Annotated in this window: 23 protein-coding genes; 10 read left to right on the top strand and 13 right to left on the bottom strand. The window is 62.0% G+C overall.

Going from position 1 to position 25,998, the window contains the following annotated elements:
* Positions 1 to 3 precede the first annotated feature (3 nt).
* The 5 genes from ACK3SC_RS07820 to ACK3SC_RS07800 form a co-directional block, all read right to left on the bottom strand.
* Positions 4 to 2,358 (bottom strand): ATP-dependent DNA helicase, encoded by a 2,355-nt coding sequence (locus tag ACK3SC_RS07820; RefSeq protein WP_416839552.1) that lies wholly within the window; start codon positions 2,356 to 2,358, stop codon positions 4 to 6.
* 100 nt (positions 2,359 to 2,458) lie between these two features.
* Positions 2,459 to 3,685, bottom strand: coding sequence for an LVIVD repeat-containing protein (locus ACK3SC_RS07815; RefSeq protein WP_416839551.1), 1,227 nt, complete (start codon positions 3,683 to 3,685; stop codon positions 2,459 to 2,461).
* A 2-nt stretch (positions 3,686 to 3,687) separates the two neighbouring features.
* Positions 3,688 to 4,947: an LVIVD repeat-containing protein gene (locus tag ACK3SC_RS07810; protein WP_416839550.1), complete on the bottom strand. Its 1,260-nt coding sequence runs from the start codon at positions 4,945 to 4,947 to the stop codon at positions 3,688 to 3,690.
* 201 nt (positions 4,948 to 5,148) lie between these two features.
* Entirely contained in the window at positions 5,149 to 5,538 is a 390-nt protein-coding gene (locus ACK3SC_RS07805) for an ArsR/SmtB family transcription factor (RefSeq protein WP_416839549.1), read from the bottom strand.
* Between the two features lie 42 nt (positions 5,539 to 5,580).
* Entirely contained in the window at positions 5,581 to 6,765 is a 1,185-nt protein-coding gene (locus tag ACK3SC_RS07800; RefSeq protein ID WP_416839548.1) for an MFS transporter, read from the bottom strand.
* A gap of 111 nt (positions 6,766 to 6,876) precedes the next feature.
* Here ACK3SC_RS07800 and ACK3SC_RS07795 point away from each other — a divergent pair, with 111 nt between their 5' ends.
* Together ACK3SC_RS07795 and moaC are read left to right on the top strand one after the other, a co-directional pair.
* Positions 6,877 to 8,316: an NAD(P)H-hydrate dehydratase gene (locus ACK3SC_RS07795; RefSeq protein WP_416839547.1), complete on the top strand. Its 1,440-nt coding sequence runs from the start codon at positions 6,877 to 6,879 to the stop codon at positions 8,314 to 8,316.
* A complete protein-coding gene (moaC, locus tag ACK3SC_RS07790; protein WP_416839546.1) occupies positions 8,309 to 8,839 on the top strand; it encodes a cyclic pyranopterin monophosphate synthase MoaC in 531 nt (176 codons plus the stop codon). Before ACK3SC_RS07795 ends, moaC begins: the two co-directional genes overlap by 8 nt.
* Before the next feature lie 31 nt (positions 8,840 to 8,870).
* Here moaC and hflX read toward each other — a convergent pair whose 3' ends face one another.
* Positions 8,871 to 10,172 carry a GTPase HflX gene (gene hflX / locus ACK3SC_RS07785; RefSeq protein WP_416839544.1) on the bottom strand — a complete coding sequence of 434 codons (1,302 nt, stop codon included), beginning with the start codon at positions 10,170 to 10,172 and terminating at the stop codon, positions 8,871 to 8,873.
* A 251-nt stretch (positions 10,173 to 10,423) separates the two neighbouring features.
* On the opposite strand from hflX, the gene ACK3SC_RS07780 reads away from it, so the two are divergent.
* Positions 10,424 to 10,753, top strand: a complete 330-nt coding sequence (locus ACK3SC_RS07780; RefSeq protein WP_416839543.1) for an FUN14 domain-containing protein — start codon at positions 10,424 to 10,426, stop codon at positions 10,751 to 10,753.
* A 123-nt stretch (positions 10,754 to 10,876) separates the two neighbouring features.
* On the opposite strand, the gene ACK3SC_RS07775 is transcribed toward ACK3SC_RS07780, so the two are convergent.
* Positions 10,877 to 11,593 carry a ribosome assembly factor SBDS gene (locus ACK3SC_RS07775; protein WP_416839542.1) on the bottom strand — a complete coding sequence of 239 codons (717 nt, stop codon included), beginning with the start codon at positions 11,591 to 11,593 and terminating at the stop codon, positions 10,877 to 10,879.
* Between the two features lie 126 nt (positions 11,594 to 11,719).
* On the opposite strand from ACK3SC_RS07775, the gene ACK3SC_RS07770 reads away from it, so the two are divergent.
* Complete coding sequence (locus tag ACK3SC_RS07770) at positions 11,720 to 12,034, top strand: NifU family protein (RefSeq protein ID WP_416839540.1); 315 nt, start codon at positions 11,720 to 11,722, stop codon at positions 12,032 to 12,034.
* A 286-nt stretch (positions 12,035 to 12,320) separates the two neighbouring features.
* On the opposite strand, the gene ACK3SC_RS07765 is transcribed toward ACK3SC_RS07770, so the two are convergent.
* Positions 12,321 to 12,935 (bottom strand): hypothetical protein, encoded by a 615-nt coding sequence (locus tag ACK3SC_RS07765; RefSeq protein WP_416839539.1) that lies wholly within the window; start codon positions 12,933 to 12,935, stop codon positions 12,321 to 12,323.
* Between the two features lie 290 nt (positions 12,936 to 13,225).
* Complete coding sequence (locus tag ACK3SC_RS07760; RefSeq protein WP_416839538.1) at positions 13,226 to 13,354, bottom strand: hypothetical protein; 129 nt, start codon at positions 13,352 to 13,354, stop codon at positions 13,226 to 13,228.
* Between the two features lie 148 nt (positions 13,355 to 13,502).
* On the opposite strand from ACK3SC_RS07760, the gene ACK3SC_RS07755 reads away from it, so the two are divergent.
* Positions 13,503 to 16,049: a hypothetical protein gene (locus tag ACK3SC_RS07755; protein WP_416839537.1), complete on the top strand. Its 2,547-nt coding sequence runs from the start codon at positions 13,503 to 13,505 to the stop codon at positions 16,047 to 16,049.
* Positions 16,050 to 16,243: 194 nt separating this feature from the next.
* On the opposite strand, the gene trxA is transcribed toward ACK3SC_RS07755, so the two are convergent.
* Together trxA and ACK3SC_RS07745 are read right to left on the bottom strand one after the other, a co-directional pair.
* Positions 16,244 to 16,579: a thioredoxin gene (gene trxA, locus ACK3SC_RS07750; protein ID WP_416839536.1), complete on the bottom strand. Its 336-nt coding sequence runs from the start codon at positions 16,577 to 16,579 to the stop codon at positions 16,244 to 16,246.
* A gap of 98 nt (positions 16,580 to 16,677) precedes the next feature.
* Positions 16,678 to 17,388 carry a 2,5-diamino-6-(ribosylamino)-4(3H)-pyrimidinone 5'-phosphate reductase gene (locus ACK3SC_RS07745; RefSeq protein ID WP_416839535.1) on the bottom strand — a complete coding sequence of 237 codons (711 nt, stop codon included), beginning with the start codon at positions 17,386 to 17,388 and terminating at the stop codon, positions 16,678 to 16,680.
* A gap of 121 nt (positions 17,389 to 17,509) precedes the next feature.
* Between ACK3SC_RS07745 and ACK3SC_RS07740 the strand changes: the two genes are divergently transcribed.
* Positions 17,510 to 18,565 (top strand): glycosyltransferase family 4 protein, encoded by a 1,056-nt coding sequence (locus ACK3SC_RS07740; protein WP_416839959.1) that lies wholly within the window; start codon positions 17,510 to 17,512, stop codon positions 18,563 to 18,565.
* 15 nt (positions 18,566 to 18,580) lie between these two features.
* Here the strand turns inward: ACK3SC_RS07740 and ACK3SC_RS07735 are convergent, their stop codons facing one another.
* Positions 18,581 to 18,946 carry a hypothetical protein gene (locus tag ACK3SC_RS07735; protein WP_416839534.1) on the bottom strand — a complete coding sequence of 122 codons (366 nt, stop codon included), beginning with the start codon at positions 18,944 to 18,946 and terminating at the stop codon, positions 18,581 to 18,583.
* Between the two features lie 117 nt (positions 18,947 to 19,063).
* On the opposite strand from ACK3SC_RS07735, the gene ACK3SC_RS07730 reads away from it, so the two are divergent.
* Genes ACK3SC_RS07730 through ACK3SC_RS07720 form a run of 3 tightly spaced genes read left to right on the top strand, consistent with a single transcriptional unit; the run spans position 19,064 to position 22,852 of the window.
* Positions 19,064 to 20,344: a Single-stranded DNA binding protein gene (locus tag ACK3SC_RS07730; protein ID WP_416839533.1), complete on the top strand. Its 1,281-nt coding sequence runs from the start codon at positions 19,064 to 19,066 to the stop codon at positions 20,342 to 20,344.
* Complete coding sequence (locus ACK3SC_RS07725; RefSeq protein WP_416839531.1) at positions 20,341 to 22,065, top strand: RPA family protein; 1,725 nt, start codon at positions 20,341 to 20,343, stop codon at positions 22,063 to 22,065. The genes ACK3SC_RS07730 and ACK3SC_RS07725 overlap by 4 nt, the downstream gene beginning before the upstream one ends.
* 4 nt (positions 22,066 to 22,069) lie before the next feature.
* Positions 22,070 to 22,852, top strand: a complete 783-nt coding sequence (locus tag ACK3SC_RS07720) for a metallophosphoesterase (RefSeq protein ID WP_416839530.1) — start codon at positions 22,070 to 22,072, stop codon at positions 22,850 to 22,852.
* Here the strand turns inward: ACK3SC_RS07720 and ACK3SC_RS07715 are convergent.
* The gene (locus ACK3SC_RS07715; RefSeq protein WP_416839529.1) at positions 22,840 to 23,058 is read right to left on the bottom strand and encodes a hypothetical protein; all 219 of its coding nucleotides are present in this window, start codon (positions 23,056 to 23,058) and stop codon (positions 22,840 to 22,842) included. The genes ACK3SC_RS07720 and ACK3SC_RS07715 overlap by 13 nt on opposite strands.
* A 94-nt stretch (positions 23,059 to 23,152) precedes the next feature.
* On the opposite strand from ACK3SC_RS07715, the gene ACK3SC_RS07710 reads away from it, so the two are divergent.
* The gene (locus ACK3SC_RS07710; protein ID WP_416839528.1) at positions 23,153 to 25,990 is read left to right on the top strand and encodes a DEAD/DEAH box helicase; all 2,838 of its coding nucleotides are present in this window, start codon (positions 23,153 to 23,155) and stop codon (positions 25,988 to 25,990) included.
* Positions 25,991 to 25,998 lie beyond the last annotated feature (8 nt).

Raw genomic sequence — 25,998 nt, 5'->3', positions numbered from 1 at the left:
GGTTCACTCCACTGCCGACCAGAACTGGTCGAGGCCGAATCCGAGCATGTCGGGACTGACCGGCCGGAACTCCTCGCGTTCCTGTTCGGGGAAGTACTCGCGGACGCCGTTCCACGAATCGCGCGCGTAGCGGGCGTCCACGAAGACGCGAACGCCGACTTCGTCGGTGCCGCGGATGACGCGCCCGATTGCCTGCCGCGCTTTGCGGACCGCGGGCACCGTTAGTGCGGTCTCGAATCCGTCTCCGAACTCCCTGTCGTACGCCGTCTTCAGGGCGCGCGTCCGCGGCGACGACGTGTTGATGAGCGGCACGCCACAGACCACGGCAGCAGCGAGTTTGTCACCGCTGTAATCGACTCCCTCGGTGAGTGTGCCGCGAAGACTCGTGACGAGAACTTTCCCCGTTCCGCCGAAGAAGTCTCGTTTGAGGTCTTCTGTCGCGCCGTCGCCGGACGATTCGTCGAGGAGGACGGGTTTGTCCACGCGGTCTTCGAGGACGCTCGCCATCCACTCCGCTTCGGCGTAGTTCGGCATCCCGACGAGGACGTTTCCGGGCGAGCGATTGCACACTTCGGCGGCGGCGTCGGTGTACGCGAGACGCGTCTCGTTCTCCTCGCCCGGCGGGCCGCGATTGCTGTGTGTGAACTTCGGCACGTCGACGGCGAAACTCGCACGATTCGACTCGGGAAAGCCGAGGCCGAAGGTTCGTTCGGCAATCGGTCGGCCGTCATCGGCGAGTGCGTCGAGTCCGGTGACGCGTCGGAACACGTCGATTGGTTCGAGCGTCGCACTCATCAGGACACCCCCGCCGAAGTCACCGAGCCGTTCGGCGATGGCCTCGCCGGGAACGCAGTTGTGGACCGAGAGCCGAGCGTTGTAGGCACGCCGCCACGACTCTGGCGGTTCCATCTCGTCCCACGTCCGTTCGAGGTCGATTTCGCGGAAGTGTTTCTCGTGGTCAGCGTACGCCCACGTCGCGAGCGCGCGTCCTGCCGCGGGTGCGGCCCGGCGCTTGTCGTCGTCTTCGACCGAGTTGAGGATGCGTGCGACGGCCGACCCGATTGCTTCGGCGCGAACCCACGCTCCCTCGTCGTATCCGGCCGACTCGGCCCACTCGGTGAGTTCGTCGACGGCCGGTTCTTCCGGGTCGCGAAGCGGTATCTCTTCGTCGTTCAGTTCGGTCAGGTCTGCGCGCCACCCGACGTATTCGGCGTCGAGATGTGCCGTCACGCGTCGGTCGAGTTCTTCGCGGAGGTCACGGATGAAGTCGCGTGTCTCTTTTAGTTCGCGGAGGGTCACGTCCGCTTCCTGTAACTCCCCGCGGACGAGGTCGGCGTCCTCGGTGGTCTTGCCGGCGTCGTCGAACTCGACGGGTTGGATGACGCGCGTGAGTTCGCTCTCGGCGTCGCGGAGCGTTCGGTCGCCGACGCCGACGGAGACGAGGTCACGGACGCGTGGTTCGAGCATGTGCGCTTCGTCGCAGATGACGAACGTCGAGTCGTCGACGAGCGCGCCGGTGAACGTCCCGACCGTCGTGGGGTCGAACGCGTGGTAGTAGTTGCCGACGACGACTTCGATGTGAGGCAACAGCGCGCCCATCACGGAGTGCGGACACGACCCTGCGCCCGCCGAGAGCGAGACGAGTCGTTCCGGGGTGATGAGCCCCTCGTCGGAGAAGTCGAACGGAACTGCCTCGATTGGGTCGCCGTCGTCCGGCAGGTCCGCGAGGAAGTTCGCGTAGAAAGGACAGTACTCCACGTCTTCGTACTCAGGCATCGACTTCGAGTAGGGCGTCGGTTCGCCCGCCGTTTCGAGATACGATGGGCCAGCAGTAGTCGAACCGGTGTCGAGGAGGCCTGTTTGTTGCTCGCGGGCGTCTTTCGCCAGCGCTTCGGCACTCGTCCGCCCACCGTCGCCGACGAGGCCACGGGTTCGGTCTCGAAGGCCTTCACAGCGGTCGTAGACGGTCGATTCGTCGATGCCGCCGCATCGTTCTCTGCTGTACGGACAGACGTCTGCTTTCCCGACGAGGGTGAGCGCAGAGATTGGGTTCCATTCGTCCGGGAGATTCTCGTTGATGGTTCGGAGGTCGGCTTCGAACTGCCTGAGTTGCTGTTTGACGCTCGTCAGCACGAACACGCGTTCGAAGTCGGAGTCGGGGTCGCGGACGAGTTCGATGCCGGCGGTGAGCGCGAGCATCGTCTTGCCAGTCCCGCACGCACCTTCGACGACGGCGAATCCGTCGTCGCGTGCGGTTGCTATCGCAGTCTCGATTCCATCGGCTTGCTCCGGATACGCCTCCGGGTGGCCGAACACCTCCTGCCAGGTCACGCTCTGTGTTCCACTTGCGACGGCCATAGGGGTGTCGGTGAGTGGTCGCGTGTTGGTATTTGAACGTTCGCAGAAAGATGAGTGTCGGCGAAGAGTGTCGTCGAAGTTCGATTCGTCTGCGACGCGATTACCGAATCCCTGGCGTCGTCGGCCGTGCGGTGCCCTCGAAGGCGGGTGGGCGCTGCTGTCCGGTGTCTTCGTGGAGGAACACGAGGCCCCCACCGATGTCGCTCGCGACAGTAAATCCGCGTGCCGCCTGGGCACCCCAGAACGACGACCCATCGGCGTGGTAGCCGGAGAGCGTCTCCGGGTTCGCCGGGTCGCTCACGTCGTGGACGGTCACGCCGCCGTCGTACCACGATGCGTGGAGACGGTTGGCCGTCACGTCGAAGTTGTGCGAGGTGCGGAACGCATCGACGTTCGGTGGGTCGATACGCGCAAGTTCCATCGGGGACGCGGGGTTCGACACGTCGAACACCCGGATGCCGCCGTAGTCGTCGTTGTCGGGATTCGAGACGAACCCATCTGGGAACGTCTCCGCGCCGACGTAGACGAGCGACCCGTCCGGCGATGGCTGGACGTAATGGGCGTTCCCCGGTGCGGTGAGGTACCGCTCGGTCGGGAAGGAATCGCCCACCGGTGTGTCGGCCATCGGTGCTGCACCGAACTGGGTTATCGTCTGTGGGTCAGTCGGGTCGCTCACGTCCGCGACGACGACACCCGCGTCCCAGAATGCCTGATAGAGCACGTCGTCTTGGACGTAGATGTCGTGGCACGGATTCACGCCACCGGCGGCGTAGCCCGGGAAGTCGTCTTTGAGTCGGTACGCACCGACAGTCGTCGGTGCTGTCGGGTCGCTCACGTCGACGATGGTGGTCCGTGCTTCACTGAACGGACCCGAACCGGACTCGTTGACCGTCAGATAGGCGTACCCCTCGTGGAGGAACACGTTGTGGATGTGATGACCGACGTCGACGAATCCGTACTCCGTCGGTGTCGTCGGGTCGCTCACGTCGACGAGCGTGATGCCGGGACCGCCGTTACTCGCGAGGGCGGCGAGGTCGCCGTCCACTTTCGCGTCGAGGATGCCTCCTGCGGGGGCGGACGCGGTCATGGTCCCGACGACGTTGGGACGACCCGGTGTCGTCCAATCGACGACGCTCAGGCCATCTCCAGTCGCCACGTAGGCGTAGTTGCCTTGCGTCGAGACTTCGAGCGCCCCCGAGACGGCTACGTCTCCGAAGAGACGGAGCGATTCGGCCTGGTCGGTGCCGCGGGCACTCGTCACGCCAGCGAAGCCAGCGAGACCGGCCGTTCCAGAGAGCTTCAGGAACTGTCGGCGGGGAAGCTTCATCTTCAGGACCCTCCGTCCGATGGCGCGAGTTTGAACACGTAGATGCCGGTGTACATGTCGCTCACGACGGTCAAGTCTCGCTGTTCGTTGTAGTTCGCGCCCCACGCCATGGGGGCGTCACCAAGCCACGTCGGTCCGTCGGCCACGTCGGCCATGTCGTCGGTTTCGTACTGGTCGGTGTAGACCGGGTCGGTCGGATCGCTGATGTCCCAGACGACGGTCCCTTCGTGGTACGCGCCGTCGACGAGCATCGTGTTTGCGCCCTTCGAGATGACGTCGTGGTTGTGCGTCGTCCAGTCGTACAGTTCCGTGGGTTCGTCCATCACCTGCGCGTTCGGTGACGGGGTGTAGCCAATGGGTTGTGGGTCGGCGACCGACCCATCTCCCCATCCGATGTCGAAGATGTGTTTTCCACCGGGGTTGCCGAAGCCGATCTCGTCGCCCACCACGGCAATTCCACGTCCAGGGTCGTAGTTGGCGTAGTGGCAGTTCTGGAATCCCTCTTCGCCGAGGGGAACGTCTTCGTACGTCGGGAGACCCTCGTAACTGAAGCGCCCTGCTTCGGTCGGGTTCGCGGGGTCGCTCACGTCCATGATGACGTAGCCATCGAACCCGCCACCGATGAACGCGAGATGTGCGAGTTCTCGCTCCGGGTCGACGACCACGTCGTGGAGGTCTGCTTCCGGACCGAACGTCCCCACGTACGAGGTGTTCGTCGGGTCGCTCACGTCGAAGACGCCCATCCCGTGGTGTTCGGTCGTGTAGACGTACGGTTCGGTCGGGTGCGGGAACACGTTGTGCGTCGGCCCGGCGTCCAGCGTTCCGATGATGGTCGGATTCTCTGGGGTGCCACTGTCGTATCCGTAATCGACGATTTCGACGCCATCGACGACCGCGTCTTCGGTGTTCGGTTCCTGGGTTCGGTAGTAGAGTCCGTCTCGCGGGTCGAACTTCACGTCCGCGTTGCGGACGTTCTCTGCGGAGGGCAACCGGTGGGTCTGTGTCGGGTTCGTCGGATTGCTGATGTCGACGAGGAAACTCCCACCGGTTCCGTAGAAACTCCCCGTGAGTGCGTAGTGCCCGTCTTCACGGACCGCTCCTTCGGTGTACCCACCCGGTGGGTCTTCGAGGAGGGAGTGACCCACCTTCTTGAGCCCACCTTTCGAATTGTTCTCGTTCGCGCTTGCGATGCCACTACTGCTAGAGACGACCGCTGACGCGCCCAACAGTTTGAGCGCTCGACGGCGTGTGATACGTGTCAACTTTCACCACCAACACGGTATTGACAACCATTTCACAATTATCTTGTGGCAGATACTGTCACTACCAAAAGAACATACCAATGGATGATACGTCTCGGTGGGTGCTGACGAAACCGACAGGTTCGGGGAGTATCGAACAGTGTCAATTGAGGAGTTGACCGGTGGAAGTCGAAACGTCGGTAGTCCGCCGCGCTCGGACCCCTATTCGAGGAACGACGATATCGCGTCGGTGACGCCCTCTCGGTCGCGCTCGTCGCCGCCAACGCAGACGACGAATGGTCCGTCCACCGGGGCGTACACTTTCATCTCGCGCCCCTTCTCTGAGTATCGCGTGCCGGCGATTCGAACTAACTCCGCCTCGGTGAGGTTGCCGAGATGGTGTCGTGTGTTCTGAATCGACGTCTCGACTTCGGTTGCGAGTTCTGCCGCCGTCGCTGGCGCGTCGTGGAGACTCGAAAGAATCTTGCGAGCGGTATCACAGGCGAGCGTGCCGATGAGGTGCTCCGTCTCGTCGTCTTCCAACCAGTGAACGCGGGGAGACGGCTCACCACCCGTCTCGACGTTCCCTTCGGAGGGGAGCAACCCTGACATGATTCGGACAATCAGTCGAAGTAAGTAAACCGTTTCGGACAGTCAGACAGCACGTTCTTCGTGGCGTGAGAGGCCCGGAAGTCGGTTCACGGCGTAAAGAACTGCGAGGATGGCGACGACGACGAGCAACCCGACAGCGAGCGCCCGAAAGACGAGGTCGAATCCGTAGTTCGCTTCGGTCAGGATTCCGACAGCACCGCTTCCGTTCGCTTCCAACAGGAGTGCAGCACCGCTGAACACGGCGTAGGAACTTCCGCGTGCATCGCTCGGGAGCGACGACAGCATGAACGTATCCAGCGCGGGGAACAGACTGTGGATGAGATAGCCCAGGACGGCGATGACGACGGCGACCGCGAGGAATCCCTGAGCGAACGTCAACGCGAACAGCGCCACCGTAAACGAGACGAGCAACCCGAGGATGTAGGGGACGTGCGGGAGTTTGTCCGCAAGCCTCCCAGACAGCGAAAACGCGGGGACGCCAGCGGCGAAGATGATGGTGAGCATCGTACTCGCCACCGTCGGCGAGAAGCTCTTGGCTTGCGTCATGTACGAGACGAGGAAGTTGAACAGGCCCTGCCAGATGAATCCCGCGGGGGCGACGAGGAGAATACCCGTGAGGATGAGTTTCCAGTGGCCGAGCGCAGCGGCGAAATTCCGGTCTGTTCCGGTTCCAGTCTCGGTGCTGCCGTCTCGGGAGACGACGTACAGGACCACGGTGATGACGGCACCAACAATCGAGAGCGCCCAGAACGTCTCGCGCCACGAAGCCGTCGCGAGGATGACGACGACGACGGGCGCAGCGACGACGGCTGCGACCTGACTCGCAGCGCCGTGGATGCCGACCATCCGGCCGACGCGTTCGGGAAAGAGTTCGCCCACGAGTGGAACCGCCGAGACGAAGTACGCGCCCGACGCGAGGCCGAGCCCGAATGCACCGATCTGGAGCGTCAGAATCGACGTTGCGCTCGCGGTGAACGCCGCGGCGACGACGAGCAACGTTCCCGCGCCGAGGACGACCCGGTCTCTCGGGACACGCGTGAGAAGATAGCCGACGGGGATACGAGGGAGCGCGGTTCCCAGCCAGACGAGACTCGTCACTACGCCAATCGTCGCGGGGCCGACACCGAACTGTACCTGGAGCGTCTCGACGAGCGGCGGAAACGCGACGCGGCCGAAGTTGACGAGGAAGACGAGCCCGCAGAGGGTCCCAAAGAGGCGGCGAGTCACTGTCTCCAGTTTTTGCGTGCCGAGGGTCAAGCGTTGCGAAAGCGACCGGGAATGTCAGGCGGGTTGGTCACGACCCCATACGTTAACGCGGGGGCGGGCGAACGACTCCACATGATTACGAGTCGACGGATGGCCGCGGTGGACCTAAATGCCGAGTCACTCGGTGTCCCGCGGAAGCAACTCATGGAGTCTTCCGGCAACGCCGTCGCCCGGGTCTGCCGTGACCTCGGAGCCCCCGGTTCGTCGGTCGCAATCGTCGCCGGTCGAGGGAACAACGGCGGTGACGCACTCGTTGCCGCGCGATTCCTGAAGGAGTACGACGTGACCGTTCACCTCCTCGGTCGCCCGGAGACCATCTCGACCGACATCGCTCGCGAGAACTGGGACGCACTCGTCACGAGCGACATCCCGCATCGAACGGTCACCGATTCGGCGAGTTTCGACCTCGGCGACCCAGACATCGTCGTCGACGCGATGCTCGGAACCGGCGTGACTGGTGCGCTCCGCGAACCAGAGGCGACTGCGGCCCGCGAAATCAACGATTCGTCAGCGACGGTCCTTGCCGTCGACGTTCCATCGGGCGTCGATGCCGACACCGGCGAGGCGGCAGGCGTCGCCGTCGACGCAGACCACGTCGTCACCTTCCACGACGACAAACCCGGCCTCGACTCGCTCGGCGTGCCGGTCACCGTCGCCGACATCGGCATCCCAGCAGCGGCCGAGTTGTTCACCGGCCCCGGCGACTTACTCGCACTTCACCGCGACTCACAGAGCCACAAAGGAGACCACGGCGACGTTCTCGTCATCGGCGGTGGGCCGTACACCGGCGCACCCGCGTTGGCGGCGCAGGCTGCCCTCCGCGCCGGTGCGGACCTCGCACGTGTCGCCTGCCCTGCACACGTCGCCCGCGAAGTGCAGGGCTACTCAGAAAATCTCATCGTCAGCGAATTCGACGGCGACCACCTCGAACCCGGCCACGTTCCGGACCTGCTCGAACTCGCCGCCGACCGCGACGTGGTCGTCTTCGGCCCCGGTCTGGGCGACGCCACCGAATCTCTGGACGCTGTCCGCGAGTTCCTCGAAGCCTACGACGGAACCGCCGTCGTCGATGCCGACGCGCTGCAGGTCGTCCCCGACGTGGACACCGAGGCGACGCTGATTTGTACGCCGCACCAAGGAGAGGTAGTGAAGATGGGTGGACAGACGGACACCGACTGGGAGACACGGCGCGAACTCGTCCGCGAATTCGCCGCCGAACTCGGCCACGTCCTCCTCGTGAAAGGTGCATACGACGTGATTTCGGACGGTGACGAGGTCCGTGTCAACCGAACTGGGAACCCCGGCATGACCGTCGGCGGTACCGGCGACGTCCTCGCGGGCGCAACCGGCGCGCTGGCGTGCGTCCGTCCCCCTCTCGATGCAGCGGCAGTCGCCGCGTACGCAAACGGGCGGGCAGGTGACTTCGCGGCCGACGAGTTCGGAACCGGCCTCGTCGCGACTGACCTGCTCGAACGACTGCCTGTGGCCCTCCAGAGTGATATTCATGACTGACGACACACCACGAGACGAGACTAATTCCGAATCGAACAGCGGTGACGAACGCGAACTGACGCACGTCGACGAACACGGGAACGTCCAGATGGTCGATGTCGGGGCGAAACCCGACACTCGGCGTCGCGCCGTCGCGCGCGGGACCATCCACCTAAGTAACTCGACCATCCGGGCCATTCGCGACGACCAAATTGGGAAGGGAGACGTGTTGGCGACTGCTCGAATCGGCGCGATTCAGGCGGTCAAACACACGTGGGAGACGATTCCGATGTGCCACCAGATTCCCATCACCAACGTCGACACCGAGTTCGACGTGGCCGACGACACTGTCACGCTTTCCGTCACCGTCGGCACTACCGGAAAGACCGGCTGTGAGATGGAAGCGCTGGAGGGCGTAACGACAGGCCTCAACGTCGTCTGGGATATGGTGAAAGCCGCAGAGAAAGACGAGGACGGCCAGTATCCGGGCACGAAGATTACCGACGTGGAAGTGGTGACGAAGGAAAAAGAGACAGTCGAATAATCCGCAGACTGGAGTGTCGCGTCCGACCGTCTCAGGTCGAATCAGGCGACACCGACAACGCTGCCGCCTTCGCCCGCGCTTTCTCGACGATTTCTGGGCGGGCCTCGAACTCGACGTGAACCTGTTCGCCCTCGTACTCCTCGGTTTCGACGTGGGCGTGGTCGTAGAGCCACGAGACGAGACTCATCGTGTCGTCGGCCATCGGGAGCAAGAGTCGCTCGCGTTCCCACGCGGGGAGTTCTTGCTCGACGCGTTCGGTCAACTCGGAGATGTTCTCGCCCGTGAGTCCCGACACGGCGACGGGGTTGGGTGCGAGTGCCGAGAGTGCAGCACGCTTCTCAGCGAGTTCCTCGGCGTCTACCTTGTCCACTTTGTTGAACACGGTGACGATGGGCGCTTCGTTGCGCTCGTAGAGGGTGTCGTGACTCGTGATGAGTTTCTCGCGCATCTCCTCCATCGGTTCGGAGGCGTCGACGACGAGCAAGACGAGGTCGGCACGATAGACGGAATCGAGCGTGGACTTGAACGACTCGACCAACCAGTGTGGAAGGTCGGAGATGAATCCGACGGTGTCGGTGAGAAGCACGTCGTGTTTGCCCGTCTCGGCCCGGCGAGTCGTCGTTCCGAGGGTCGTGAACAGCTTGTCCTGCGACTCGGCAGTCGGGTCGAGGTCCGGGTGTAAGTCGTCGTTCTGGCCGACTTCGAGGTCTGCGGCGAGTCGCTGCATCAACGTGGACTTTCCGGCGTTCGTATAGCCGGCGAGTGCCACGAGGTCGAACCCAGATTCGCGACGCTGTTCGCGGCGCGTCTCTTCTTTGTCGGCAATCGAGTCGAGTTCGTTCTTGATGCGCGAAATCTGGGCTTTGATGTCCCGTTCGCGGCTCTCGTCGTACTCACCGAGACCCATGAACCCGGGGCGTTCGTCACGTTTCGCCAGCGATGCTTTCGCCTCGGCACGTGGGAGTTCGTAGCGTAACTCGGCGAGTTCGACCTGTAACTGCGCTTTGCGGGTGTTCGCCCGCTGTCCGAATATCTCGAGGATGAGCGTGAAGCGGTCGATGACTTCGACGTCGGCTGGGAGTTTCTGGGCGATGTTGTACGTCTGGTACGGGCCCAGTCGGTTGTCGAAGATGACGGCCTGGGCGTCTTCGCGGGCCACGAGCGCCGCTAACTCGCCGACTTTCCCTTCACCAAAGTGGTAGGCTGCGTCCTCTTCGCGGGTCTGCGAGATGCTCCCGACGACGTCGTATCCCGCCGCGCGGGCGAGGTCCGTTATCTCAGTGAGTTCTGCGTCTCCGCGGTCGACACGCTTCGCGACGATGACGCGAGTCATCGTCCCACCTCGATTGTGTAGTACGTTGCCTGCACTGTGTCACTCCATACTACCCGCCGGAGACACTTAAGCCCCGCTCGGTGTGGCTCACGCGACGAGATGGTCACCAGTCACCTCTGTATCCATGCTAGACTAGTGCACAGTCGTGGTCTTGTAGATTACCACGGGTGGACAACACGGGGGTGAAACATCCCTCGGTCGGTGACTGTTCCCCACAAATGACTTATACGAACGCGCAGGATGTTCGGCGTATGGATCCCTTACAACTCAGTCTCGACCCACAACAACTCGGCCTCGAATTCGGCAGCGGGGCCCTCATCGGTGGTGTCATCGGATTCGCTGCCAAGAAGGTGGCCAAAATCATCGCCGTCATCGTCGGCCTCGAACTCGCCGTCTTCAAATTCCTCGAATCGCGTGGAATCCTCTCGGTCGATTGGGAACGCCTCTCGGGTGGCCTCGTCAAAGTGACGCAGGACGCGGCGACGGGCGCGCCACCGGACTGGATTTCGTCGATTCTCTCGACGCTCTCTATCTCCGCCGGATTCTCCGGTGGGTTCCTCGTCGGATTCAAGAAAGGATAGTCGCGGCCACGACGTGATTGACCGCACACGTACGCAAACCCAACTCTAGCGTTCCACAACAGAACTAGCGTTCCACAACAGAAAACGAGCGTTGCGGCCGAATTCAGTGGCCGTCGCCGCTGGTTAGAGGTCGTCTTCGTCTTTGACGATTCGCGTCTCGGCCGTCCCGCTCGTGATGTTGTTCACCTTGTCGTAGAAGTCGTTTTGCATCCCTGCGGGGAAGGTGATGACTCCGACCCACGACCCGTCGTTTTGCCACTCTTCGCGTTCGAGGTCGCCGTAACTCCGAATCTGGGCTTGTCCACTGCCGGCGTACTCGGCGGGTAACTGGACGGCGATGGTGACTTCCGCGAACTTGATGGGCAACACCGGTCGGAGTGCTTCGAGCGCGTCGTCGACCTGTGATTCGACGGGTTCCATCGGGTCGATTTTGAATCCGGCCTCTTCGAGCGCGCGCTCGATACGCTCCGGCGGGTGCGGCGAGTCGTTCATCTGCGGGTTGACCGCGTTGCGAGCGATGCGGTTGATGAGCGACTTGCGCTTTTGTTCTTGCATCTCGCGGCGCTGCTCCGCCGTAATCTGAATCTCCCCTTTCTTGACGACTTCGGGGATAATCTGCATCGGGTCGGTCGTGCCGAACACCTTTTCGAGGTCGGATTCGGCCGGCCGGTCACCACGAGACGCGTCTTCGAACACGTCTTCGGCGGCGATAACGTCCTCCAGGTCACCGTCGAACTCGCCTCGTTTCATCGCAAGCGCCGCGTCGGGGTCGATGAGTACCTCGAAACGCGCGCCGTGAGATTCGAGACGGGCAGTGACTGCTTCGTCGAGTGAAATCATAGGTTCCGATACTCTCTCCGTGGTAAAAAGCCCTCGCCGCCGACCATCTCGAACTTTCGTCTGTCGAAATCGGCCGGTTCACACACCGAAGAAACCGTTATGCTGGCCCAACCCCCACGTCAGAGTATGAGTTCGCAAGCATCGGAGAAGTCACTCGAAGAACGCCTCGAGCTGTTCATGCATCGGAACTTCCCGCAGATTCAGATGCACGGCGGGAGCGCCGGCATCGAGGCCATCGACAAAGAGACGGGCGAAGTCTGGATTTCGCTCGCCGGCGCGTGTTCCGGATGCGGCATCTCCCCGATGACCATTCAGGCGCTCAAGTCGCGGATGGTCATGGAGTTCGACGAAATCGACGCCGTCCACGCCACGACCGGCGGGTTCTACGACGACGAACCGGGAGCAGGGTTCGAACCTGACGTTTCGGACGCGCCGTTCTGAGCGCTCGTTCAGACTCTCGATTCTCCGCTGTTCTATCTTCCACTGTCCTGTCAGTTCTTTTGATATCGACTGGCGGTATTCATTCTTTCAGGTCGTTGCTGAATAGTGCACGCGAGTAGGTCACGGCCTGCTCGTTGACTCCCGAAGTACTGAGTCCGAGTCGAAGGGAGCCATTCATCACCATCGTCGATAGCCGATACGACGGACTCCTTCTACTGACGGCTCTAAAATCACGTTTTTCCGGTCTGGCACAAGCAGACTGTGTGGCGAACTCGACGGCTAGAACTCACTGGTAGTCGTGAATGGTTACAAGAGTTGCCCTTGACCGGAACTTCTCGAACGTCAAGGCCGCCCAGTCCACGACCGCTCCGTTTTCACTCACAACGTACGCTTGCGGCGCTCCGGTGCCGTCGACTAATCCAATGCCGACTCGTTCGTTATCGAACAACCCGTAGTGGTGTGGAACAGCATCGTGTTCGTAGACACACCCACCGGCCTCCAAGATCTCGACGAGCAATCTCGACATCAACGGGTCGGAGCGGATAATGCCCATCACCTCTGTCGAAAACACGACTTCGAACGACTGCTCCTCGCCAACCACACAGTCACGGTTCACCTGTAGAGGTCCGGGGGCGATTCCGCCTGAGACCCCCCGGATTACACTCGCCTCACGCATACATTCCATTGCGCGTCTGATCGGTGCTATCGAATCAGCCTGAGTGGGGACGGTGATGCTAGCGTCAGAGAGATGTTCGAGGCTCACGCCACTCACGGAGGAGAACCATGGGGCGATAGATGCGAGTCGCTGGGACTTGGCAACAGTCTCGTGGAAATCGACGAACGCTGCGAGTACCTCGTCGCCCAGAGGCGTCGTCTGGTAGCGTCCATCGATCGATTCCACCCATGCTCGCTCTTCCAATCCTGCGAGGATGCGAACTACCGTGGCTCTGGAGATGCCCAGACTACGCTCCAATTCATAGCGATTATGAGCTGTACCGGCTACTGCATCGAGTATCCGAAGCCGGTTCTCGGAACCGGCGAGGAATGTGATATCGGATAGATAGTCAAACACGTCTTGTATAATCGCGTGGACGGAGCAAAAAATGATACATATTCAACATAATCTGTATGTACTTTCCATCGTCTTCAGCAGGGGTCAGTCGAATCCATTGCGTGCGTTAGTTCTGTTCCTTACGTGAGGATACCACCCTCGTCATCAGACTTGATTGGGCCGGTCCCGTCGTTGTTTACCTCGTTGCCGTCACTTGGACCGTCGTTGTCGGTGTGTGGATCGTTTGGATTCGTTCCATGGGTGTTCACACCGTGAGAACTGCTCACGGGGCGTAATTAGGTGATTTGGACACGTACCATATTCATGTCCATTCGCCGTGACCTATTGCCAAAGGAATCGCTTCCGATCCTCTCGGGACGCCGTGGAACACGCGGGACTCGATGGACAGGCAGTGCGGTGCGACGAAAGGCACTCGCCACGTTGATAGCGATTGTCGTGGTCACCGGTTCTCTTGTCATTGGGGTTGGCGGAGTCGTCGCCGCGACCGATTCAAATGGAGATGGACTCACTGACGACGACGAGATAAACATCTATGGGACAGATCCGACTAACCGTGACACCGATGGCGATGGACTATCTGATGGCCAAGAAGTCAACGGCTACCAGAACACCGGGTACACTAGCGACCCACTCGTTGTCGACACCGACGGCGACGGATTGTCCGACCGCGATGAAGTCGAGCCGTTCTTCGGACCCCGCATTATCTCTGACCCGCAAAATCCCGACACGGATGGCGGTGGCATCAACGACGGCCAGGAATTCACCGATGGAACGGACCCGACTGACCCCAGTGACGACGACACCTCCGGCCTCGACTCCGACGGCGATGGATTGACCGACAGTGAGGAAGCCAACCTCGGAACAAATCCAAACAACCCGGACAGTGATAATGACGGTCTCAGTGACGGAGACGAGGTCAACGTCTACGGGTCGGACCCAAACAACCCAGACACCGACGGCGACGGTCCAAGTGACGGTAACGAGGTGAACAGAGACGGGACCGACCCAACGAACCCAGACACCGACGGTGATGGACGGACTGACGGTGAGGAGTTCATTCGTGGGACGGACCCACTCGACTCCGATACTGACGATGACGGACTGACTGACGGCGAGGAGTTCGACGCTGGAACCGACCCCACCAACCCCGATACCGATGGCGACGGACTGTTGGACGCGGAAGACCCTGCACCACTCGACAACCTGGATGACGACAGAGACGGATTGACGAACGCCGAGGAGGCGGAATTAGGGACGGACCCAAACAACCCAGACACCGACGGCGACGGTCCAAGTGACGGTAACGAAGTGAACAGAGACGGGACAGACCCGAACAACCCAGACACCGACGGCGATGGATTGACTGACGGTGAGGAGTTCGTCGGCGGCAGTGACCCACTCGACCCGAACGACCCGACGCCGCAGGATTCAGATGGAGACGGTCTCACCGACTCTGAAGAAGCCGATTTCGGGACAAATCCGAACGACCCGGACACTGACGGCGACGGACTCAGTGACGGTGACGAAGTGAACGACTTTGGGAGCGACCCACTCGACGCTGACACCGATGGGGATGGAATATCCGACGGGAACGAAGTGGCTGGCTTCCCCCGCGGTGGAGTCGTTTACACGACCGACCCGACGCTCGCTGATACGGATGGTGACGGACTCGACGACCTAGAAGAGGTGTTCACGGGAGCTGATGGACGTGTCACCGACCCACGGAACCCAGATACTGACGACGACGGGCTGACTGATGGCGAGGAGCTCGTTGCCGGAACCGACCCCACCAACCCGGACACCGATGGTGACGGTGTGCTCGATGGAGAGGACGAATCTCCGTTTGACAATCTGGACGACGACGGTGATGGGCTGACCAACGGAGAGGAGGAACTACTTGGCACTGATCCAGAAGATACCGACACCGACGACGACGGAATTGGCGATGGTGCTGAAGTAAACGGTGTCTCTCGGTCCATTGGGACACTGACCAGTGACCCACTCAACCCCGACACGGACGGTGATGGGCTCCTCGATGGTGAAGAGTACTTCACGAACGAAGATGGACGTGTCACCGACCCACGGAATCCAGATACTGACGGCGGTGGAATCAGTGACGGCCAGGAATTCGTCGACGGAACGGACCCAACCGACCCCAGTGACGACGACACCTCTGGACTCGACTCGGACGGCGATGGACTCACTGATGGTGAAGAAGCAGACCTCGGGACTGACCCGAACAATCCCGACACTGACGGCGATGGACTCACCGATGCAGAGGAAATACTGACATACGGAACGAACCCGAACGCGAGTGATTCCGATGGCGATGGGATAGATGACGCCACCGAAATTGACCAAGCAACCGACCCCAACGACCCCAACGACCCTGCACCAGACTCTGATGGCGATGGAGTAACTGATAGCGAGGAACAGGCTCTCGGCACGGATCCAAACGACCCTGACTCCGATGACGATGGACTCGACGATGGTGCGGAACTCCAAGAAGGAACGGACCCGAACGACCCGGATTCAGACGACGACGGTCTTAGTGACGGAGCGGAAGTCCAAGACGGTACCGACCCAACGGTAGCAGATATCATCACGGTGGTAATTGACGTTAAACCAGACGCCGAGGGTGAGAATCAGGATAGTCCAATTAATCTCAAGAGCAAGGGCACCGTACCGGTCGCAATCTTCAGTACGGCAGATTTCGACGCTACTACCGTCGATGTCAGCACGGTTCAGTTCGGACCCGCTGCTGCTTCGAGTAGTAAGTCGAGTCTCGAAGATGTGAACGGAGATGGATATACTGACCTGGTAGTGTTCTTCAATCAAGAGGCGACTGGGTTCAGCGGCGGGGACGTGACAGCAGAACTAACCGGTGAAACCGAAACTGGACGTCCGATTTTGGGGACCGACCAGATAACCGTCGTCGGGTGATTACAGGTGGTCCTTGGCCAGTGATAAGATGACAAACAGTTGATAATATTCGGTCCATCGGGGTGGAACCGTACTTCAGAAACGTATCTTTCATACGTTTGTTACAGTGAGGTTCTCTCTCCCACACACCTATCCACGGCACGCGACGAGCGTACCGCTCACGCGGTTGTCGACCCAAAAAATCGAAGTGAAGATTACGCGAGTTGTTCGATGACGTCCACAAGGTCATCTTTGCTCTGGACGCCGATGACCTGATGGGCTTTCTCGCCGTGAGCGAAGAACTGGAGCGTTGGGACGCTCCGAATCTGCTTGTCGCGGGCGAGTTCCTGCAGTTCGTCGATATCGACTTTCGCGACGACTGCGTCTGTCTCCTTGGCAATCTCCTCGACGGTTGGTTCGAGCATCTTACACGGGCCACACCACTCGGCGTGGTAGTCGACGAGGACGATATCGTTCGCTGCGATGAGTTCGTCGAGGTGGTCGGCACTCTCGACGTGGATGGGTGCATTGGTCGCTTCGGGTGTGCTCATGCACTCTCCTATCGGCGCTAACCCCTTACCCATTGCGCCCAGTTGCGTGCGGGTGCACGACCGCGAAAAGAGGGGACGAAGGCCACGAATCCCCCGTCTCAGCAGTCGTACGTCAGGAGAACCCCGTCGTCGACGCGTTCGACGCCCTGCAGCGAGAGTCGAGGGAAGTCCTCGACGAACCCGTCGCCGTCGGCAAGGGTCGGCGCATCACGGCCACCGATGATCATCGACCCGACGTAGAGTGTCAGTTCGTCCACGAGGTCGGCGTCGAACAGCGAGAAGATGAGTTCGCCGCCACCCTCGACCATCACTCGGTCGATGCCGTGCGATTCGAGAGCGTCGAACGCTGCAGACAGGGAGACCCGCTCGTCGCCGGCGACGTCGCCAAGCTGTGCTTGGCGGGCAGCCGGAACGCTGTCCGTTCCGGCGATGACCACTTCCGCCCCGATATTTTCGAGGGCGGTTCGGCGGTCTTTCGGTGCTGCTTCCGAGACGAGAACGTACGTCGTCGCCGCGTCGTCGAGGATTCGGGCGTCCGTCGGCGTTCTGGCCCGCGAGTCGGCGACGACTCGTGCTGGATGCGGTGAGTCGCCCTGGGATTCACGCTCCGAGATGAGCGCAGCGTCGTCGAGCGTGAGGTGTGGGTCGTCCGCGAGAACTGTCCCGACGCCGACGAGGACGGCGTCCGAGGCGGCACGAATCTCGTCCACGCGGGCGAAGTCGTCGTCGCCGCTAATCTTCACCTGCTCGCGGCGACGTGAGGAGAGTTTTCCGTCGACACTCGTGGCGGCGTTGACGTGGACGTGCATACTCGTCGGTCGGAGGGGGTGCGAAAACGCCTTTCGGTGACGTGTCACCACGATGTCTATCGGACAGGAATTAAATAGGGTTGTGTGGTAGGTTGTGGCATCAATGACTCCAAAAGTCCTCATGCTGGGTTGGGGGTTCCCGCCGAACGTCAGCGGTGGACTCGACACACACGTCGGTGAGATGTTCGAGCGACTCGAAGACCGAGACGACGTCGAAATCGAACTCGTCCTCCCCGCCGAGTACGCCCCGGACCGTGAGGGCATCACCGGTGTTCCCACGGGCGAGGGCGACATCATCACGCGAATCGGCCGACTGGGGACGAAGTTCGCTGAACGGGCGGCGGACGCCGACATCGTCCACACACACGACTGGTTCGGCTACGGACCCGGGTCGCGTGCGAAGTCGAACAACGAAGACGTCGAGTGGGTGACGACGTTCCACTCCCTCTCTTCTGACCGCAACATCGACCCACCACAACGAGAGGTCGAAACCGAACGCCGCATCGCAGAGCGCTGTGACAACTTGATCGCGGTGAGCAACCTCCTCGCAGGAAAGGTCAAAGAGGAGTACGGCGGCGACTGTCACGTCATCTACAACGGTTTTACCGAAGTCGAGACGACGGGGCGCGACCTGAAAGACGAGTTCGACATCGACGGAAAGATGCTGTTTTTCGTCGGCCGACACACCGACCAGAAAGGCATCTCGCACCTCGTCTACGCGCTGGAGAAACTCGACCGCGACGACGTGACGCTCGTCATGGGCGGGTCCGGCCACCTCACCGACCAACTCAAACGGTTCGCGGAACTCCTCGGTGTCGAAGACCGAATCAAGTGGGCTGGCTACATCCCTGAAGAAGAACTGGGCGACTACTACGCGTCTGCGGACCTCTTCGTCTCACCGTCGCTGTCTGAGCCGTTTGGGATTACCATCGTCGAGGCGCTCTCGGTGGGCACTCGCGTCGTCGCCACCGAAAGCGGTGCCGCAGAGGTGCTCCCCGACGACTGCGTCATCGAAGTCGAACCTGACTCGCGGTCGATTGCGGACGGTATCGAGTACGGGCTTTCGCTCGAAGGCGAGCCCGAATACGAACCGTACACGTGGGACCGCGTGGTCGACGAGACGGTCGAATACTACCATCAGGTTCTCGACGGAAACACGGACGAAACAGACGAATAGGCTGACTGAGCGAACTTAACGGAGCAGACGGAGGTCGGTCACCGGTTCGGGATGTCGAATCCGGTAGCCATCTCTCGTCGGAACCATCCCTTCGCGCGGCATCGTCCCGCGTGCGGACTGATACGGCGAGTCGTCGGTCTGAATCGACTGGTACGGCGAGTCGTACGACGACTGATACGGACTATCTGACCGCTGGTACGGACTGTCGTTCTGGGCGGCGTCGAATCCTTCCGGCGGAAGGTAGATTCGCTCGCCTGACGCCGACTGGACGACGACGGCAGTGTCCTTGTCGCCTTCCATCAGAATCGTCGTCCACCCGTCTTCGATCGTCAGAGAGAAGGAAACGTCCTCGTCTGTCTCGGCAGTCTCGTCGTTCGTCATACGCGTTCAACTGACACGCGACCACTTAGTGATTCTCCCACGGAAGCTGGCCGACTGACGCGTCCCGTCCCGCACGCCAGCAACCCTTTTTATCCGAAGGGGCCGAATGGCTCATCGATGGATATCGAACCACATGCCGAGGAGCTTGCCTCCGCTCTCGGTGTTGACAAAGAGGAGGTCAAATCCGACCTGCAGAACCTCTTGCAGTACAGCGTCCCACTGGACGAAGCCAAACAGAGCGTCCGCCGAAAACACGGTGGCGGTTCGTCCGGAAGCGACGGGCCGCCGTCGTCGAAGCGCATCGCCGACATCGGGCCGAACGACGGCAACGTCTCCGTGACTGTCCGCGTCCTCACCGTCGGCACGCGGTCGATCGTCTACCAGGGCGACGAACAGACCATCCGCGAAGGCGAACTCGCAGACGAATCCGGCACGATATCGTACACTGCGTGGCAGGACTTCGGCTTCGAACCCGGTGACTCGGTCACCATCGGAAACGCCGGCGTCCGCGAGTGGGACGGCAAACCCGAACTCAACATCGGCGCATCCTCGACTGTCGGCGTCGAATCGGAGACGGTCGAGACGCCGTACGACGACCGAATCGGCGGCGAAGCGAGCCTCATCGACCTCCAGGCCGGTGACCGTGGCCGAACCGTCGACGCTCGCGTTCTCGAAGTCGAGTCACGAACGATTAGCGGTCGAAACGGTGAGACGACGATTCTCTCGGGTGTCCTCGCCGACGAGACGGGACGGTTGCCGTTCACCGACTGGCAACCGCGCCCAGATATCGAAGAGGATGCGAGCGTTCGCCTCTCCGACGTGTACGTCCGCGAATTCCGCGGCGTCCCACAGGTGAACCTCTCCGAGTTCACGACGCTCGACGTGCTCGACGAGCCAGTTTCTGTCACCGACTCCGCGCCTCGCCTCAAGATTGGCGAGGCAGTCGATGCCGGTGGCATGTTCGACGTCGAAGTGCTCGGAAACGTCCTCGAAGTCCGCGACGGGTCGGGGCTCATCGAACGCTGTCCCGACTGTGGTCGCGTCATCCAGAACGGCCAGTGCCGCCAACACGGCGAGGTGGAGGGCGAAGACGACATGCGCGTGAAAGCGATTCTCGACGACGGCACCGGCACGCTGACGGCCATCCTCGACCACGACCTGACGACCGACGTCTACGGCGGGACGATGGAAGATGCGATGGCCGCCGCCCGCGACGCGATGGACAAGGAAGTCGTCGCGGACGAAATCGCGTCGAAACTCGTCGGTCGCGAGTACCGCGTTCGCGGTAACCTCTCGGTGGACGAGTACGGTGCGAACCTCGAAGCAGACGAGTTCGAAGAGTCCGACGACGACCCGGCCGACCGTGCGAAGGCCGTCCTCACGGAGGTGGGCGCATGAGTTCCTCACCGGTCGTCGGCACGCGCGAAGTCGCCTACCGCGTCTTCGCCGCCGAGTTCGACGACGCGTCGCTGTCGTACTCCGAGAGCGACGAAGAGCGCGCACCGAACTACGTCGTGACGCCGACGGGCGCGCGACTCAACCGAACCTTCGTCGCAGGCGCGCTCACGGAAGTCGAGCACGTGAACGACGAAGTGCTTCGCGGGCGAATCGCCGACCCGACGGGCGCGTTCATCACCTACGCCGGGCAGTACCAACCCGACCCGATGGCGTTCTTGGAGCAGGCGACGCCGCCGGCGTTCGTCGCACTGGCAGGCAAAGCCCGGACGTACGAACCGGACGACGCCGACGTGGTGTACACGTCGATTCGACCCGAGAGTATCAACACCATCGACGCCGACGTGCGTGACCGGTGGCTGGTCACCGCCGCCGAAGCGACGCTCAACCGTATCGCCGTCTTCGACGAAGCGCTCTCGATGCCGCAACGCGGCGACGAACTGCGCCGCCATCTCGAAGCCCGCGGCGTCGAATCGACACTCGCGGCGGGCATCCCACGCGCCATCGACCACTACGGCACCACGCGTGCCTACCTCGAAGCAGTGCGAACGCTCGCCATCGAGGCGCTCGAACTCGTCGCTGGCGAACGCGACCAGGTGGAGAATCTCACGGTGTCGCCGGGTGACGAAGGCGACGTGACGCTCGGCGCGCTGCCGGAACTCGACCTCCTTCCGGCCGACAACGTCGATGTGGAGCCGGCTGAATCTGACACGGCAGAGGCAGACGATGTCGTCGCAGACGCAGACGATGTCGTCGCAGACGACGACGGTGAAGGAGAGACTGACGAAGCAGAACCGGAGCCGGAACCGACCGAGTCGGAACCGGAATCAGAGCAAGAACCCGAAGTCGAATCGGAGCCAGACACAGTCTCGGCTGAGTCGGCACCAGAGTCTGAACCCAAATCAGAACCAGAACCCGACCCAGAGCCTGAACCAGAACCAGTCGAATCGACGACAGAGTCGCTCGGCGACTTCGACGACGAGAGTGCAGACGAATCCTCGTCGCTGGACGAACCCGACCTCGACGAACTGGGTGACTTCGACGACGACCTCCCGGACATCGAAGACGAAGCTGACTCCGAGGCGGCAGCCGATGTCGCCGCCGACGCCGAGACCACGACTGCCGATTCGGAGGCAGACGCGGTCGACCCGTCTGGCATGTACGAGATGGACGACGAGGAACGCGCCGAAATCGAATCCGAGTTCGGAACCGAGTTCACGAGCGGGTCTGAGGTGGACCCGGCCGGAGAGGCAGATATCGACGTGCCCGACGTGGACGAAATCTCCGAACAGATGGACGAAGAAGTGGCCGAATCGGACGATTCGATGGACGCAACCGAGACGGACACAACTGAGGCAGCCGAAACCGACGAACCCGAAGCCGAAGCGGCAGCAGACGCGGAAGAAGCCGACGACGACACCGATGCCGCCGACACCGACTCATCGGCAGACGACACGCCCGCCGAGGATATCGACCTCGAATCGGTCGTCGTCGACGTGATGGAAGACCTCGACGACGGGGACGGTGCCGACCACGACGACGTGGTCGCGGCCGTCGTCGACGAGTACGGTGCCGACGTTGGCGCAGTCGAAGACGCCATTCAGGACGCGCTCCTCGGTGGTCGCTGTTACGAACCACAAGACGACGTGCTGAAGGCTATCTGAGGCCGTGACCGGCCCGCTCGTCGAACCGGTTCCCGGTGAACCCGCCGCCGTGGCACGGACCACGCGTCGTGGGTTCCCGGAGCGCTCGCTCGTTCTCGCCGACTACCACGCCGGCATCGAGGCTGGACTGCGGTACGAACGCGGGGTCGAACTCCCCTCGAACGCTGCGGTCCGCCGCGAGCGATTGCTCTCGCTTCTCGACCGAACCGACGTAGACCGAATCGTCGTCCTCGGAGATCTGGGTCATCGTATCGGCGACCCAAGAGGCGAAGAAGCCGAAGAGTTGACTGACCTCGTCGACGCAGTCACCGACCGGGCAGAGATGACGCTCGTTCCCGGCAACCACGACGGCGGCCTCGCCGATTTCTTCGGGGACTCCGTGGAGGTGACCGGTCGCGACGGCGTCCGACTCGGTGACGTTGGCTTCTGTCACGGGCACACGTGGCCCTCGCGAGATGTCCTCGCCGCCGACGTGGTCTGTTCGGCACACGAACACCCGGCTGTCAGACTCGAAGACGAAGTCGGTGGCGCACGAAAAGAGCGGGCGTGGCTTCGCGGGTCGCTCGTTCCGGACGTGTTCGCCGACCACTTCGACGTGGCTGTCTCCGAACTGGAGTGGCACGACCCGGAGCTCGTGCTGTTTCCGGCGTTCAACAACACCTCCGGCGGGACGTGGATCAACGTCCCCGGACAGGGATTTCTCTCGCCGTTCTTGCCAGACGGACTCGTAGACGCCGAGGCGTATCTGTTAGACGGGACGCGGTTGGGCGACTATCAGAACGTGTGACCGGGTGGTCCCCACTCTGTTGGGACGTTCACCCGTTCGGGATGTCGGAGTGCAGTCGTCGATGCATAGCCGATGACGAGGATGCCAAAGAGGGCGGCGACGGTTCCGATACCGACGATTCCTCTCATGATGTCGAGACCGACGGACACCGTCGCGGCGAGTCCAAAGACTGCGAAGGAGAGCCAAAAGACACGATTCGGGGACATCGAACCAAAGTTGACTATGGGTCGACATGAAGTGTACGGCCGTGACCACCCCGAGCGGTGTGCTTAATCAGTTCGAACCATAACCACGGGACAGATGCCAGACGGCGAGGCCGCCGGAATGGACGCGTTCACGACGCTCTCGTCGCCCGTCCGCACGGCGCTGTCGGAGCGTGGATTTTCGACACCGACAGAGCCACAGCGTCGAGCGATCCCGCCGCTGGCCGCCGGAAAGAACGGCCTCATCATCGCACCCACTGGGACCGGAAAGACGGAGACGGCGATGTTGCCGGTCTTTTCGGCCATCAGCGACGCCGAGGACAGGTTCGGAATCTCGGCGCTCTACATCACGCCCCTTCGGGCGCTGAACCGCGACATGCGCCAGCGTCTCGACTGGTGGGGCGAGGTGCTCGATATCGACATCGACGTTCGCCACGGCGACACCACGCAGTATCAGCGCCAGAAGCAGGCGAACGACCCGCCGGACGTGTTGGTGACGACGCCCGAGACGTTGCAGGCGATGCTCACGGGCAAGAAGTTGCGGAAAGCCCTCTCGGACGTTCACCACGTCGTCGTCGACGAGGTGCACGAACTCGCGTCGGCCAAGCGCGGAGCGCAGTTGACTATCGGACTGGAGCGTCTCCAGGAGTTGGCTGGCCCGTTCCAGCGAATCGGTCTCTCGGCGACTGTCGGGTCGCCCACAGAGGTCGGCAAGTTTCTGACGGGTGACCGTGAGTTCGAAATCATCGAGGTGGACGTGGACAATCGCGTCGAGTTCGAGGTGGTCCGCCCCGAGGTGACGAACGAAGACGAGCGACTGGCCGGCAGACTCGCCACCGACCCCGAAATCGCGAGTCACGTTCGGACCATCCGCGACATCGTCCGCACACACGAGTCGGTGCTCGTCTTCGTCAACACCCGCCAGACCGCCGAAGCACTTGGCTCTCGGTTCAAAAAACTGGGCGACTCCATCGAAGTCCACCACGGGTCACTGTCGAAAGATGTCCGCATCGACGTGGAAGACCGGTTCAAATCCGGCGAATTGGACGCCCTCATCTGTACGTCGTCGATGGAACTCGGCATCGACGTGGGCCGTGTCGACCACGTCGTCCAGTACAACAGTCCGCGCGAAGTCTCCCGACTCCTGCAGCGAGTCGGGCGTGCAGGTCACAGATTGGGCGTCGTCTCGCGAGGGACCATCGTCACCGACCACCCCGACGACACGCTGGAAGCACTCGCAATCGCCCGCCGGGCCGAATCGGGCGAAGTCGAACCCGCTCGCGTCCACCACGGGAGTCTCGACACCGTCGCGAACCAAATCGTCGGGATCGTCATGGATTACGGCGACGTCTCTGCCCGACGCGCCTACGAAATCGTCACCCGGGCGTACCCCTTCCGCGACCTGTCGGAAGACGATTTTCGTGCCGTCGTCCGCGAACTTTCGCAAAACCGCCTGCTCTGGGTCGACGAGGACAAAGACCTCCTCGAAAAGTCCAGTGGGACGTGGCAGTACTTCTACGCCAATCTCTCGATGATTCCCGACGAGGAGACGTACGACGTCCACGACATGTCTTCGCGTCGGCAAATCGGGACGCTGGACGAGAAGTTCGTCCTCAACTTCGCGTCTCCGGGTGCGACGTTCATCCAGCGCGGCGAGATGTGGCGCGTCAACGACGTCGACGACGAAGAGGCACGGGTGAACGTCTCGCCAATCGAAGACCCCGGTGGCGAAGTGCCATCGTGGGTCGGGTCCGAGATTCCAGTCCCTGCTCCCGTCGCTGGCGAAGTCGGAGAACTCCGAGACGTGGCGGCACCGCAGTTCGAGTCGGGCGCGGACCGTGAGAGCGTTGCCCGCGACATCGCCATGCGCTATCCGACCGACGCGAATACGGTCTCGACTGCACTCGGCCCCATCGAACGACAGGTCGAGACGGGTGCGCCGATTCCGACAGCCGACCGTCTCGTCCTCGAAGGGTCGCCCCGAAAGGTGACGCTAAACTCCTGTTACGGTCACCGAGTGAACGAGACGCTCGGACGACTGCTGTCGGCGCTCATCGGCCAGCGAACCGGGTCGTCTGTCGGGATGGAAGTCGACCCGTATCGCGTCGAGTTCGACGTACCCGGGAAGGTGTCGCCGACGACGTTCGCCGAGGTGCTCCGTGAGACCGACCCCGACCACGTCGAAGCGCTCCTCGAACTCGCACTCAAACGCTCCGACTCGCTGAAGTTCACGCTCGCACAGGTCGCCGCGAAGTTCGGGGCGCTCAAACGCTGGCAGGGTCGGGGTCGGTTCGGCGGCGACAGACTCCTCGCAGCGCTCGAAGACACGCCAGTCTACGACGAGGCAGTCAGAGAAGTGTTCCACACGGACCTCGAAGTCGAAGCGACAGTCGAACTGCTTCGCCGCCTCCACTCGGGGGAGGTAGAACTCGTCGTCGCGCGCGAACCAACGCCAATCGGGACTGGTGGACGCGGGTCCGGTACCGACCTCCTCGTCCCCGAAAACGCCGACGCGAGCGTCATCGAGACGATTCGTGACCGGATTCAAAACGACCGCCTGCTGCTGTTCTGCCTGCACTGCAAGGAGTGGACGCGGAAGACCAAAGTCAAGCGCGTCCGCGACCCGCAGGAGTGTCCACAGTGCGGGGCGACGCGAATCGCCGCGCTCAACCCGTGGGACGAAGAGACGGTCAAAGCAGTCCGAGCGAGAGAAAAAGACGAGGAACAAGAGCGACTGACCAAGCGAGCGTATCGCTCCGCGAGTCTCGTTCAGGCACACGGCAAGAAGGCGGTTATCGCGCTCGCCGCCCGTGGCGTCGGCCCACACAACGCGGCGCGAATCATCAACAAACTTCGCGAAGACGAAGACGACTTCTACCGCGACATTCTCGAGCGGGAACGCGAGTACGCGCGAACGCAGTCGTTTTGGGACTGATTCTGGGC

It is taken from the genome of Haloferax sp. DFSO52 (genome assembly GCF_048158745.1).
GTDB lineage: Archaea > Halobacteriota > Halobacteria > Halobacteriales > Haloferacaceae > Haloferax.
The sequence above is the reverse complement of the archived record's forward strand: the minus strand, read 5'-3'. Positions and strand labels throughout refer to the sequence as shown.

Bases quoted from the DNA above. Each gene is read 5' to 3' on its own strand.
- ACK3SC_RS07820 (WP_416839552.1), bottom strand. From the start codon at position 2,358: ATGGCCGTCGCAAGTGGAACACAGAGCGTGACCTGGCAGGAGGTGTTC.
- ACK3SC_RS07815 (WP_416839551.1), bottom strand. From the start codon at position 3,685: ATGAAGCTTCCCCGCCGACAGTTCCTGAAGCTCTCTGGAACGGCCGGT.
- ACK3SC_RS07805 (WP_416839549.1), bottom strand. From the start codon at position 5,538: ATGTCAGGGTTGCTCCCCTCCGAAGGGAACGTCGAGACGGGTGGTGAG.
- ACK3SC_RS07795 (WP_416839547.1), top strand. From the start codon at position 6,877: ATGATTACGAGTCGACGGATGGCCGCGGTGGACCTAAATGCCGAGTCA.
- moaC (WP_416839546.1), top strand. From the start codon at position 8,309: ATGACTGACGACACACCACGAGACGAGACTAATTCCGAATCGAACAGC.
- hflX (WP_416839544.1), bottom strand. From the start codon at position 10,172: ATGACTCGCGTCATCGTCGCGAAGCGTGTCGACCGCGGAGACGCAGAA.
- ACK3SC_RS07780 (WP_416839543.1), top strand. From the start codon at position 10,424: ATGGATCCCTTACAACTCAGTCTCGACCCACAACAACTCGGCCTCGAA.
- ACK3SC_RS07775 (WP_416839542.1), bottom strand. From the start codon at position 11,593: ATGATTTCACTCGACGAAGCAGTCACTGCCCGTCTCGAATCTCACGGC.
- ACK3SC_RS07770 (WP_416839540.1), top strand. From the start codon at position 11,720: ATGAGTTCGCAAGCATCGGAGAAGTCACTCGAAGAACGCCTCGAGCTG.
- trxA (WP_416839536.1), bottom strand. From the start codon at position 16,579: ATGAGCACACCCGAAGCGACCAATGCACCCATCCACGTCGAGAGTGCC.
- ACK3SC_RS07745 (WP_416839535.1), bottom strand. From the start codon at position 17,388: ATGCACGTCCACGTCAACGCCGCCACGAGTGTCGACGGAAAACTCTCC.
- ACK3SC_RS07740 (WP_416839959.1), top strand. From the start codon at position 17,510: ATGCTGGGTTGGGGGTTCCCGCCGAACGTCAGCGGTGGACTCGACACA.
- ACK3SC_RS07735 (WP_416839534.1), bottom strand. From the start codon at position 18,946: ATGACGAACGACGAGACTGCCGAGACAGACGAGGACGTTTCCTTCTCT.
- ACK3SC_RS07730 (WP_416839533.1), top strand. From the start codon at position 19,064: ATGGATATCGAACCACATGCCGAGGAGCTTGCCTCCGCTCTCGGTGTT.
- ACK3SC_RS07725 (WP_416839531.1), top strand. From the start codon at position 20,341: ATGAGTTCCTCACCGGTCGTCGGCACGCGCGAAGTCGCCTACCGCGTC.
- ACK3SC_RS07715 (WP_416839529.1), bottom strand. From the start codon at position 23,058: ATGTCCCCGAATCGTGTCTTTTGGCTCTCCTTCGCAGTCTTTGGACTC.
- ACK3SC_RS07710 (WP_416839528.1), top strand. From the start codon at position 23,153: ATGCCAGACGGCGAGGCCGCCGGAATGGACGCGTTCACGACGCTCTCG.